Annotated in this window: 16 protein-coding genes; 7 read left to right on the top strand and 9 right to left on the bottom strand. The window is 59.3% G+C overall.

What is annotated here, in order from left to right:
* Positions 1 to 11: 11 nt before the first annotated feature.
* The 3 genes from Q0816_RS08875 to folK form a co-directional block, all read right to left on the bottom strand.
* Entirely contained in the window at positions 12 to 2,144 is a 2,133-nt protein-coding gene (locus Q0816_RS08875) for a bifunctional (p)ppGpp synthetase/guanosine-3',5'-bis(diphosphate) 3'-pyrophosphohydrolase (RefSeq protein ID WP_298849576.1), read from the bottom strand.
* A 26-nt stretch (positions 2,145 to 2,170) separates the two neighbouring features.
* A complete protein-coding gene (gene rpoZ / locus Q0816_RS08870; RefSeq protein ID WP_298849575.1) occupies positions 2,171 to 2,524 on the bottom strand; it encodes a DNA-directed RNA polymerase subunit omega in 354 nt (117 codons plus the stop codon).
* A 94-nt stretch (positions 2,525 to 2,618) separates the two neighbouring features.
* Positions 2,619 to 3,188: a 2-amino-4-hydroxy-6-hydroxymethyldihydropteridine diphosphokinase gene (folK, locus tag Q0816_RS08865; RefSeq protein ID WP_298849574.1), complete on the bottom strand. Its 570-nt coding sequence runs from the start codon at positions 3,186 to 3,188 to the stop codon at positions 2,619 to 2,621.
* Positions 3,189 to 3,329: 141 nt separating this feature from the next.
* Here folK and Q0816_RS08860 point away from each other — a divergent pair, with 141 nt between their 5' ends.
* The 7 genes from Q0816_RS08860 to Q0816_RS08830 all read left to right on the top strand — a co-directional run bounded on the left by Q0816_RS08860 (position 3,330) and on the right by Q0816_RS08830 (position 7,828).
* On the top strand, positions 3,330 to 3,905 hold the full coding sequence (locus Q0816_RS08860) for an NYN domain-containing protein (protein ID WP_298849573.1): 576 nt from the start codon (positions 3,330 to 3,332) through the stop codon (positions 3,903 to 3,905).
* A 190-nt stretch (positions 3,906 to 4,095) separates the two neighbouring features.
* Complete coding sequence (gene ispH / locus Q0816_RS08855; protein WP_298849571.1) at positions 4,096 to 5,046, top strand: 4-hydroxy-3-methylbut-2-enyl diphosphate reductase; 951 nt, start codon at positions 4,096 to 4,098, stop codon at positions 5,044 to 5,046.
* Entirely contained in the window at positions 5,043 to 5,495 is a 453-nt protein-coding gene (locus Q0816_RS08850) for a DUF3429 domain-containing protein (protein WP_298849569.1), read from the top strand. Before ispH ends, Q0816_RS08850 begins: the two co-directional genes overlap by 4 nt.
* The gene (locus Q0816_RS08845; protein WP_298849567.1) at positions 5,492 to 6,079 is read left to right on the top strand and encodes a bifunctional 2-polyprenyl-6-hydroxyphenol methylase/3-demethylubiquinol 3-O-methyltransferase UbiG; all 588 of its coding nucleotides are present in this window, start codon (positions 5,492 to 5,494) and stop codon (positions 6,077 to 6,079) included. The genes Q0816_RS08850 and Q0816_RS08845 overlap by 4 nt, the downstream gene beginning before the upstream one ends.
* Positions 6,072 to 6,539, top strand: a complete 468-nt coding sequence (gene rnhA / locus Q0816_RS08840; protein WP_298849565.1) for a ribonuclease HI — start codon at positions 6,072 to 6,074, stop codon at positions 6,537 to 6,539. Before Q0816_RS08845 ends, rnhA begins: the two co-directional genes overlap by 8 nt.
* The gene (locus tag Q0816_RS08835; protein ID WP_298849563.1) at positions 6,536 to 7,159 is read left to right on the top strand and encodes a trimeric intracellular cation channel family protein; all 624 of its coding nucleotides are present in this window, start codon (positions 6,536 to 6,538) and stop codon (positions 7,157 to 7,159) included. The genes rnhA and Q0816_RS08835 overlap by 4 nt, the downstream gene beginning before the upstream one ends.
* 66 nt (positions 7,160 to 7,225) lie before the next feature.
* Positions 7,226 to 7,828 (top strand): alpha/beta hydrolase, encoded by a 603-nt coding sequence (locus Q0816_RS08830; RefSeq protein ID WP_298849561.1) that lies wholly within the window; start codon positions 7,226 to 7,228, stop codon positions 7,826 to 7,828.
* Here Q0816_RS08830 and speB read toward each other — a convergent pair whose 3' ends face one another.
* From speB to def (Q0816_RS08800), 6 genes are all read right to left on the bottom strand, one after another.
* Positions 7,829 to 8,650, bottom strand: a complete 822-nt coding sequence (speB, locus tag Q0816_RS08825) for an agmatinase (protein ID WP_298849559.1) — start codon at positions 8,648 to 8,650, stop codon at positions 7,829 to 7,831.
* 62 nt (positions 8,651 to 8,712) lie between these two features.
* A complete protein-coding gene (locus tag Q0816_RS08820; protein ID WP_298849557.1) occupies positions 8,713 to 8,949 on the bottom strand; it encodes a GlsB/YeaQ/YmgE family stress response membrane protein in 237 nt (78 codons plus the stop codon).
* Between the two features lies 1 nt (position 8,950).
* A complete protein-coding gene (locus tag Q0816_RS08815) occupies positions 8,951 to 9,187 on the bottom strand; it encodes a hypothetical protein (RefSeq protein ID WP_298849554.1) in 237 nt (78 codons plus the stop codon).
* Positions 9,188 to 9,193: 6 nt separating this feature from the next.
* Positions 9,194 to 10,108, bottom strand: coding sequence for a methionyl-tRNA formyltransferase (gene fmt, locus Q0816_RS08810; RefSeq protein WP_298849552.1), 915 nt, complete (start codon positions 10,106 to 10,108; stop codon positions 9,194 to 9,196).
* Between the two features lie 2 nt (positions 10,109 to 10,110).
* Positions 10,111 to 10,605, bottom strand: a complete 495-nt coding sequence (gene def, locus Q0816_RS08805; protein WP_298849550.1) for a peptide deformylase — start codon at positions 10,603 to 10,605, stop codon at positions 10,111 to 10,113.
* A complete protein-coding gene (def, locus tag Q0816_RS08800; protein WP_298849548.1) occupies positions 10,602 to 11,120 on the bottom strand; it encodes a peptide deformylase in 519 nt (172 codons plus the stop codon). Before def (Q0816_RS08800) ends, def (Q0816_RS08805) begins: the two co-directional genes overlap by 4 nt.
* Positions 11,121 to 11,196 lie beyond the last annotated feature (76 nt).

Genomic DNA, 11,196 nt, shown 5'->3' with positions numbered 1-11,196 from the left:
ATCACCCCTTCTCAGCCAGCCGCAACCGAAGTCCTGGTCCGGTCCCGATACCGTTCGACCGCCGCAACATCACTTTCCGCCTCGAGCATCAGCATAAGCGAATGCAACTGTTCAAGGTCTCGCAGCTCGACATTGATCAAAAGGCGGTAAAAATCCGGTTTGCGGTCAACAAATTCCAGGTTCGAGATATTGGCCTTTTTCTCGCCGATCAATGTGCAAATGCGCCCCAATACCCCGGCATCATTGCCTATGGTCAGATCCAGCGTCGCGCCATAAACGGCCGGATGGGTGCCGGAATGCCAGTGCAGATCGACCCAACGCTCGGGTTCGCTTTCGAACTCGCTGAGCCGGTCGCAATCGATGGCATGCACAACCACGCCCTTGCCACGATAGGTGATGCCGACAATGCGCTCGCCCGGCAGCGGCTGACAACAAGGGGCGCGGTCGAATTTCTGGCCGGGCTCAAGACCAATCACCGCACGGCGCAGCGGAATGGCGTCGCCATCGTCTTTCGCCAGTTCAGGATAGACAGCCTGAACCACCTCATGGGCAGTCAATTCGGCACTGCCCAATCTGGCGAGTAATTCATGCCGGTCTTTCAGTCGCAGGTGCTTGGCTGCGGTGTCGAGCGCCTTTTCAGTGGCCTTGCGCCCAACGTGCTCGAACCCCGAACGCGCCAGTTCCTTACCAAGCTTGATGAACCGTTCGCGATCCACTTCGCGCAGGGCCCGGCGGATGGCGGTGCGGGCCTTGCCGGTGACAGCAATCTCAAGCCATGTGACCTGCGGCGTCTGACCGTCTGCGGTGATGATGTCCACCGACTGGCCGTTTTTCAGCCGCGTCCAGAGCGGCACGCGGATACCATCCACCTTGGCCCCGACACAAGCATGACCGATCCGGGTGTGAATGGCGTAGGCAAAATCGATCGGTGTCGCCCCGCGCGGCAGCTTCACCACATCCCCCTTGGGCGTGAAGCAGAAGACCTGGTCCGAATACATCTCAAGCTTGACGGCTTCGAGGAAGTCCTCGTGATCTTCTTCGTTGTCGAACTGTTCGGTCAGGTTGGAAATCCATTTGGCCGGATCGACAGCAAAGGGGTTCTCGGTACGCACACCGTCGCGGTAGGACCAGTGCGCCGCAACGCCGGTTTCGGCGACATCGTGCATCTGGCGGGTGCGGATCTGAACCTCGACCCGTTTACCGTCACGCCCCGACACCGTGGTGTGGATTGAGCGGTAGCCGTTCGATTTCGGCTGGCTGATATAATCCTTGAACCGCCCTGGCACCGCGCGCCAGCGCTGGTGGATCGCGCCCAGGGTACGATAGCAGTCTTCTTCCGTCTGGGTGATGATGCGGAACCCATAGATGTCGGACAGGCGCGAAAAGCCCTGATCCTTTTCCTGCATCTTGCGCCAGATCGAATAGGGTTTCTTGGCACGGCCAAACACCTCGGCATCGATCCCCGCCTTTTCCAGCTCGTGCCGCATATCGCCGGTGATGCGGTGGATCACGTCGCCGGTTTCCCGTTGCAACGTGATGAAACGACGGATGATCGATTGACGGCCTTCGGGGTTCAGGACACGGAAAGCGAGGTCTTCAAGCTCTTCGCGCATCCACTGCATACCCATCCGGCCCGCAAGCGGTGCGTAGATATCCATCGTTTCGCGCGCTTTCTGAACCTGCTTTTCCGGCCGCATCGCCTTGATCGTACGCATATTGTGCAGACGGTCGGCCAGCTTGACCAGAATGACCCGCAGGTCCTTGGACATCGCCATGAACAGTTTGCGGAAATTCTCGGCCTGCTTGGTTTCGCGACTGGACAGCTGCAGATTTGTCAACTTGGTGACGCCATCGACCAGTTTGGCGACTTCATCGCCAAACAGCTCCGAGACCCTGCCATAGTTGGCTTTCGTATCTTCGATCGTATCGTGAAGAAGTGCCGTGATAATGGTCGCGTCATCCAGACGCTGTTCGGTCAGGATGGCGGCAACGGCAACGGGATGGGTGAAATAGGGCTCGCCGGAGTGGCGGAATTGCCCGTCATGCATCTGCCGACCAAATTCGTAGGCCAGCGCGATGCGGTCAGCATTCGTCTTGGGATTGTAGTTGCGGACCAGCGCAATCAGGTCGTCAGCAGAAATCATCCGGTCCGAACCTTCGTCTTTAGGGCTTACCCCTGTCCTTGAGCCTCCATCAGAGCGCGCAGGAGTTTTTCTTCGGACATATCGTCCATGGCGGGTTTGTCCGTTTCGGCACCCATCAGCAGAGCCATCTGATCTTCTTCAGGCTCATCAACCTCGATCTGGGTCTGGTTGGCCTCAATCAGGCGCTCGCGCAATTCATCTGCGCTTTGGGTTTCGTCGGCGATTTCACGCAGGGACACGACAGGGTTTTTGTCGTTGTCACGGTCAACGGTAATCGCAGCACCGGCGGACACCTCGCGCGCCCGATGGGCGGCAAGCATCACCAGTTCGAACCGGTTTGGAACCTTGTCTACGCAATCTTCAACCGTCACGCGGGCCATTGGGCGCTCTCCGTTTCTGAATCCATGTCAGGAAGGGGTTTATCTAAGCGCGAATCCGCGCCTTGACAAGCAGGAAATGCTGCATTTGCGAGGATCACAGTGGCGTGATCGCTGCAACCTCCGCCACAGGCAGGGCCGAAACCATCTGGGAAACCGTGCGATCAAGAACCGGGTGACGCCAATCCGGTACGATATCCTCCATTGGCACCAGCACAAATGCACGATCCTGAAGACGCGGATGCGGCAGAACCAGCTGATCCGGTGCCTCCTGCCGTTGCGCCTCGGACGGCAGCTTCAGCCAGCGATCGAACATGGCGCGATCCGGCAGGACCTGATCGCCGAAACAGACAAGATCCAGATCCAGCGTCCGCATGCCCCAGCGCTGCACGCGTTCGCGCCCGAACGCGTGTTCCACCTGGTGCAGCACCTGCAACAGCTCGGCCGGGGACTTCCGGGTTTCAACAAGCGCCGCAGCATTCACATAGTCCGGACCAGCTCCTGCCGGAAAGCACGGCGTGGCAAAAAAACGGCTGGCAGAGCGAATCACCACACCCTGACGCGACAGAGCGTCAAGTGCATGCTGAAGTGTTACTGCGGGACTATTTCCTCTCAAATCGAGATTTGCGCCCAGCGCGACAACGGCATTTGGCATGGTTTTGCTCATGTGATACCCTATATTCGACACACTGCATACTTGCGATAATCGACAAAAGTTCTAATTATAGACCTACCAGAGCGCGTCATTTTATCACTCACTCACTCACGTAACGCGGCGCGGTCTGGATTATACCGGAAGGGACTATTTATGTTTTATAAGGACGAACGGCTAGCGCTGTTCATCGACGGCTCGAATCTTTATGCCGCGGCAAAAGCACTCGGTTTCGACATAGACTACAAACTTCTGCGGCAGGAATTCATGCGCCGTGGCAAGTTGCTTCGGGCTTTCTACTATACAGCGCTGCTGGAAAACGACGAGTATTCGCCGATCCGGCCATTGGTTGACTGGCTGCATTATAATGGCTTCACCATGGTCACGAAACCGGCAAAAGAATACACCGACAGCATGGGGCGTCGGAAAGTCAAGGGAAACATGGATATCGAGCTTACCGTCGATGCCTTGGAACTTGCGCCGCGCGTGGATCATATCGTGCTGTTCTCGGGCGACGGAGATTTCCGCCCGCTGATCGCCAGCCTGCAGCGTCAGGGCGTTCGCGTTTCGGTCGTATCGACCATCCGCAGCCAGCCGCCGATGATCTCGGACGAGCTGCGGCGCCAGGCCGACAATTTCATCGAGCTGGAAGATCTGCGCGACGTTATAGGGCGCCCGCCGCGCGAAATGCCGGCAGAGCCTCGCAACGTCGCGGTGGCCAGCAACGGCTGATCAGGCAAAACGCCTGCCATGATGGGAAAAACACGCGCGGTCAGGACATAGGTCCTGGCCGCGCTTCTTTAACTAAGTATAGGTGCTGAAACATCACCTGACTAACATCGATTCGTGTCAGATGAATGACGATGTCCTGTCTGGACCAAGGCCGGGAAAAGACTTACCTGTGCCCTAAGGAGACAGCCCAATGACAAAGCCACCGCTGACACTTTACCTTGCTGCCCCTCGTGGGTTCTGCGCCGGTGTGGACCGCGCCATCAAGATCGTTGAGATGGCCCTGCAGAAATGGGGGCCTCCGGTTTTTGTGCGCCATGAGATCGTGCACAACAAATTCGTGGTCGATAGCCTTCGCGCTAAGGGGGCCGTTTTCGTCGAAGAGCTGCATGAATGCCCCGATGACCGCCCGGTGATCTTTTCGGCTCATGGCGTGCCCAAATCGGTGCCTGCCGAAGCCGCCCAGCGCGAGATGATCTATGTCGATGCCACCTGCCCGCTGGTCTCGAAGGTTCATGTCGAGGCGCAGCGCCACGCGGATGCGGGGCTGCAGATGATCATGATCGGCCACAAGGGCCATCCCGAAACCGTCGGCACCATGGGGCAGCTGCCTGACGGCGATGTGTTGCTGGTTGAAACCGTGGAGGACGCAACCACGGTTGAGGTGCGCGACCCGCAGAAACTGGCCTTTGTCACCCAGACCACCCTGTCGGTCGATGACACCAAGGATATCATCGCAGCACTTCAGGCCCGGTTCCCGGCCATTGTTGGGCCGCATAAGGAAGACATCTGCTATGCCACCACAAACCGGCAGGAGGCGGTGAAGGCCGTGGCGCCCATGGCGGATGCATTGCTGGTTGTGGGCGCGCCGAATTCATCAAACTCTCGCCGTCTGGTCGAGGTCGCCTCGCGCGAGGGCTGCCAGTATGCGCAGCTGGTCCAGCGCGCCACCGAGATCGACTGGCGGGCGCTGGAGGGTATTTCGACCGTGGCAGTCACCGCAGGCGCATCAGCGCCGGAAGTTCTGGTGAACGAAGTGGTAGACGCATTCAGCGCGCATTATGATGTCACCGTCGAGCCGGTCGAAACCGCCGTCGAAAATGTCGAGTTCAAAGTCCCCCGCGTTTTGAGGCAACCAGCGTGAACGGAGTGCCAAAGGCGCCGCTCTATCTGGGGCTGGCGGGGCTGATCCCGTTTGTCTGGGGCGCGCTGACCTATCTGAATGACGATTTGAATTCATGGGGCGCGCAAACCTTTGGCCCGCGCTTTGTCGGGCCTTATGTGCAGCTGTTCTATGGCTCGGTCATCCTGAGTTTCATGTCCGGTGTTCTTTGGGGCTTTGCCACCAAAACCTCGGGCAGCAAGGCGGCGCTGTGTTATCAGTTGTCGGTTCTGCCTGCGCTTTGGGCATTTGCCATGACAGGTGGCGGGCCAATCAATGCTGGCACCAATCTGATGTATGGGTTCGCAGGTTTGCTGTTGCTGGACGCCCTGTTTTCTTACTGGCGACTAACGCCGGTCTGGTGGATGCGCTTGCGCATCCTGCTGACCGCCGTCGTATTGGCCAGCCTTGCAGTCGGAGTGTATCTGTGACCGATAAACGCACGATCAGCGCCTACACGAACAGGGTGGCTGAGTATTTGAATATCCCCCTGCCGCCTGAACAGCTTGAGGCCCGTCAGGACTTTGTCGATGTGGTCGGCGCAGGCGGGTATGTGCTGGATCTGGGGTCTGGACCCGGGTCGGACAGCAATTTCCTGATGCGTCAGGGGCTGAAAGTTCGGGCACTGGATGCCACACCCGCCTTTGTCGAACACGCCCGCGAAAACGGCGTGGACGCGCATCTGGGCACGTTCGAAGACGTCACCGAGACTGCCGAATATGATGGTGTATACGCCAGCTTTTCCCTGCTGCACGCGCCACGCGCAGACTTCCCGCGTCATCTGAGTGCGATTCACAGGGCTCTGAAACCCAAAGGGCAGTTGTTTCTGGGGATGAAGCTGGGCACGGGTGAGCATCGCGACGATCTGGATCGTTACTACACCTATTACACAGAGGCCGAGATCGAAGACGCCCTGCGCAACGCCGGGTTCACGATTGACCGCGCCGTTCATGGCATCGGCAAAGGTCTGGCCGGGTCTTATGACGGGTTTATTCTGGTGTTCGCCCATGCCTGATTTATTTGCCTATACAGATGGTGCCTGTTCCGGCAATCCGGGCCCCGGAGGCTGGGGCGTGCTGCTGCGCGCGATGGACGGAGACACCGTTCTGAAAGAGCGTGAGCTGAACGGTGGCGAAGCCGAGACGACCAACAACCGGATGGAGCTGCAGGCCGCCATCAGCGCGCTTGAGGCGCTGGAGCGCGCGTCGACGATCACCATCGTCACCGACAGCGCCTATGTGAAGAACGGTGTGACTGGCTGGATATTTGGCTGGAAGCGGAACGGTTGGAAAACGTCGAACAAGAAGCCGGTCAAGAATGTCGATCTGTGGCAGCGTTTGGACGAGGCGCAGGGCCGGCATGATGTGAACTGGGAATGGGTCAAGGGCCACGCGGGCCACCCCGAAAACGAAAAGGCCGATGAACTTGCCCGCGCGGGCATGGCGCCGTTCAAACCCAAAAAGGCGCAGGCGTGACCGCGCTGACCCTGCTGGACTATGCCTCGGTTTTGATCTTCGCCCTGACCGGAGCACTGGTGGCCAGCCGCGCCCAACTGGATCTGGTGGGGTTTGCCTTCATGGCGTGCCTGACGGCGGTGGGTGGTGGCACAGTGCGAGATCTGCTGCTGGACAGGCATCCGATCTTCTGGGTGGGGCAACCGGATTACATCCTGATCGCCGTCGCGGCGGCGGTTTTGGTGTTCTTTACCGCGCATCTGGTGGAAAGCCGCTATAACTGGCTGGTCTGGCTGGACAGTTTTGCGCTGTCAGTTGCCGTTGCTGCCGGAACTGGAGCTGCGTTTTCGTTGGGCCAATCCGGCGTCATCGTTGTTTTGATGGGTGTAACAACCGGATGTCTGGGCGGGCTAATGCGCGACGTGGTCTGCAACGAGGTGCCGCTGGTTCTGAAACAGGGCGAACTCTACGTCTCCTGCGCTTTTACGGGGGCGTTGACCGCAGTTCTTGCGATTAAACTTGAGGCAGCGACCATATTGGCGTTGGGCCTATGTGCCCTCGTGTGTTGGGCATTGCGAGCCGGGTCGCTGGTATTTGGATGGCAACTGCCCGTTTACAAAAGCCGGCCGCCACGCAATTGAGCCTGTCGGTGGACGCAACGGGGGCGGACTGATACCCATTTGTGCAGCACAGTCCGGAGGCCAACGATGACCTACAGATTTACATTCCCAGCAGCCTGTCTTGCTCTGTTGGCGTCATGCAGTGCGTATTACACACCTGTCAGTTTCGTGGCTCAGGGCGACCAGATCATCGCCTCAGGCACGATCGACGAAACAACGCTGTCCGCTTTTGAGGAAGCCACAGCTGAAAACCCCGAAGCACGCACGCTTGTGCTGCAATATATCGAAGGATCGGTGGACGATGACGCCAATGTCATCTTCAGCCGCGAAGTGCACAAGGCCGGGTTCGATACCGTCGTGCCCTCAAACGGTCTGGTCGCCAGCGGTGGCACCGACCTTTTCTTGGCCGGAAATCGCCGCGTGCTGCAACCGGGGGCCTGTGTCGGCGTTCACAGCTGGGCCGGGTCCGGGCTGGTGGCCACCGAGTTGCCCAAGGACGACCCAGAACATGACCGGTACCTGGACTATTTCAATGACATCGGCGTGGATGAGGAGTTTTACTGGTACACCCTTTTCGCCGCCCCGGCCGACAGCATGCACTGGATGACTGCCACCGAGGCGAACCGCTTCGATTTGACCACAAGGGGTGCCCCGGCACTTGGCTCGGCGACGGTTTGCGACGAGCGGTAGTTAGCGGGTCAGCAAGCGCGCACCGATTTCCTTGACGAATTTTGCAGCGACCATTGCTGTCATGCCGTATGGGTCGCGATGCGGGTTGAGCTCGACAATATCGGCACCGACCAGTTGACCTTCGAATCTATGGATCAGGTTGATCACCTCACGTGTGCTCAGCCCACCGGGTTCATGGTGCGAGACGCCGGGGGCAAAGGCCGGGTCCAGCGCATCCAGATCCAGAGATAGGTAAACCGGGCCATCGAATGAAATCTGCAGGTCGGGGCTCCAGTTGCGCATATCGATCACCTCGACCTCGAACTTGTCGGCCTGTTCGCGCTGATGCGCGTTCATGGTGCGGATGCCAACCTGAACCAGCCGCTTGACCGGGCAGTTCTCCTTCACCCGGGCAAAGGGGCAGCCATGGCCCAGCGGGCCGATATCCTGCTCGTCGTATAGATCGGGGTGACTGTCGATGTGCAGGATATTCAGCCCTTCGTACCGGTCCGCATGGGCCTTGATCAGCGGATAGGCCACGGAATGGTCGCCACCCAGCGACAAAAGGCGCGCGCCGGTTGCGATCCGCTTGGCCGTTTCAGCTTCGATCCGGTCAATCGGCTCCTGACCGCGCATTTCGAACACGTCCAGATCACCGGTATCGCGGAACTGCACGCTTGCGCCCAGATCAGTGCCATCCTCAGCGGTCAGGTTGGCCGCGCCTGAATGCAGCGCCTCGCGGATGCGTCCGGGGGCGAAGGCCGGGCCTTGCAGGAAGGAAGAATGCAGGTCCAGTGGAACGCCCATCAGGGCGACATCACCCGGTTTCAGATCGTGCTGCATCGACGTTCCCCCATATATCGCTGAACGCGATCTGGCCGGAGAGGTGGCCCAAGGTCAAGGGGTTAGCGGCGTAGATATGTTTTCCAAACCCAGATCACCAGCAACGCGCCGAGGACCGCCCCGACAAAGCCGGACAGCCAGCCCATGACGGTAACCAGAAACCGCAGCAGAAGCCCTCCGATCAGGGCCCCTATGATGCCGATCAGCATGGTCGTCGGAATATCCGCCTCGATCCGCATCAAACGGGTGGCAAGGAACCCTGCCGCAGCACCGATGACAATCAGAGCGACGATGGGCATGTCATTTCCTCCAATGCGTAGGCACTATGACAAGGGCACCAACGGATGAGATCACCGCATCCAGACCCGGCGGGCCAAAGCTGATGCCGAACATGATCCGCACGAAGTAGAACAGAAACGCTCCGCCCACACAGATGATGATCGATGGAAGATAACCGTTTTGGGTAAATCCCGTTTTCTCGGACAGATACCCAACGATCCCGGCAATCACGACGGTGCCCATCATCACCATGAACATTTGGCTTTACTCCGAAGACAGCCGAGTGCCGGTTGGTAATGTCCAGCCCCGCAGAAACGTTTCCCTATCCTGCGCGCCTTTGCCTGCCCTTTGCAAGCGCAGCAGCTCGACAGCACCCTGTCCGCAGGCCACGTGCAGATCGCCGTTCAGAATTTCACCCGGCACGCCCTGCCCGTCTGCAAGACGCGACGCCAGCAGCTTGATGCGCTCGCCATCTATTTCGGTCCAGGCGCCGGGAAAGGGCGACAGGCCACGGATTTGCCTGTCGATTTCTTCAGCAGTCCGTGTCCAGTCGATACGGGCCTCGGATTTATCGATCTTGGCGGCATAGGTCACGCCGTTTTCGGGTTGCGGTTCAGGTGTAAGATCCTGCAGATTGGAAAGAACCTCGATGATCAGCGCCGCCCCCATGGCCGAGAGCCGGTCGTGCAATTGCGCGGTGGTTTCTTCAGCCTCAATCGCAGTTGCCTGTCGGAGCAGGACCGGACCGGTGTCCAGACCGGCCTCCATCTGCATGATGCAAATGCCGGTCTCGGCGTCGCCTGACATAATCGCCCGGTGGATCGGAGCAGCCCCGCGCCAGCGCGGCAACAGGCTGGCGTGAATGTTCAGGCAGCCTTGCTTGGGCGCATCGAGGATGGGTTGGGGCAGGATCAGGCCATAGGCAACAACCACGGCCACATCTGCATTCAGCGCGGCAAAGGCGTTCTGTTCTTCGGCGGATTTCAACGAAACGGGATGGCGGACAGACAGGCCCAACGCTTCGGCGCGGGCGTGAACGGGTGTCGGTCGGTCTTTTTTGCCGCGACCGGCAGGGCGTGGGGGTTGGCAATAGACGGCGGCGATCTCATGCCCCGCCTCGACCAGCGCGTCCAGAACCGGCACCGAGAAATCCGGGGTTCCCATGAAGACAATGCGCATCTTTATCCCTGCTTTTTGGCTTTGCGCAACAGCATGTCGCGTTTGACCTTGCTGAGCCGGTCGAAAAACATCCGCCCGTTCAGGTGATCTATCTGATGCTGCACGCTGGTCGCGTCAATCCCGACAAAATCGCGGCGGTCCACCATGCCCTGTTCGTTCAGGAACTTCACGGTTACTGCGCGCGGGCGTTTGATCGTGGCTGACACGCCAGGCAGATTCGGGCTGGCCTCTTCATGTTCGCGCAGTTCAATCGAGCTGTGCAGGATTTCCGGGTTGGCCAGACGCACGGCGCGGCCGCGCTCGGTCGAGCCGTCAACAACAGCCAGACGCAGCATCACCCCGATTTGCGGCGCAGCCAAGCCCACGCCGGGCATCGCTTCCATCGTGTCGATCATGTCGTCCCAGATTTCGCGGATCTCATCGGTGATCCCGCTCACCTCATCCGCATCGGTGCGCAAACGTTTGTCGGGCCATGGCAGGCAGGTGCGAACGGTCATGCGCGCGCGCGCTCGCGTTTCAGCTTTTGCATCTTGCGGGTGATCATTTGCCGTTTCAGCGGCTTGAGATAATCAATGAACAGCTTGCCGTTCAGATGGTCGATCTCGTGCTGCACACAAGTCGCCCAGAGCCCGTCAAAGGTCTCCTGCTGAAGGTTACCGTTTTCATCCATCCAGGTGACATCGACCACCTTGGGGCGGGTCACTTCGGCATACTGATCGGGAATGGACAGGCACCCTTCCTCGTAGACATTGGTTTCGTCCGACGAGGCAATGACCTCGGGGTTGAACATGATCAGGGGGCGCGGTGCCTCGCCTTCTTCCTTGACGCAATCGACAACGATCAGCCGGTCCAGCACACCGATCTGCGGCGCGGCCAGGCCAATCCCAGGCGCGTCATACATCGTTTCCAGCATGTCGTCAGCCAGCGTACGCAGCTCATCCGTGAGGTCGGCCACAGGGGCGCAGACCTTCTTCAGGCGGGGATCAGGATGGATCAGGATATTGCATTTCATGGGGCTGATTTAGGCCATCCCGCCCCGCGCCGCAACGCCCCCCTTGCACCTGCCCGATTTGCGGTTAGCTTTCGAC

This window comes from uncultured Ruegeria sp., from assembly GCF_947497005.1.
GTDB lineage: Bacteria > Pseudomonadota > Alphaproteobacteria > Rhodobacterales > Rhodobacteraceae > Ruegeria.
Note: the sequence above shows the minus strand (reverse complement) of the source record. Positions and strands in the feature narration are given on the sequence as shown.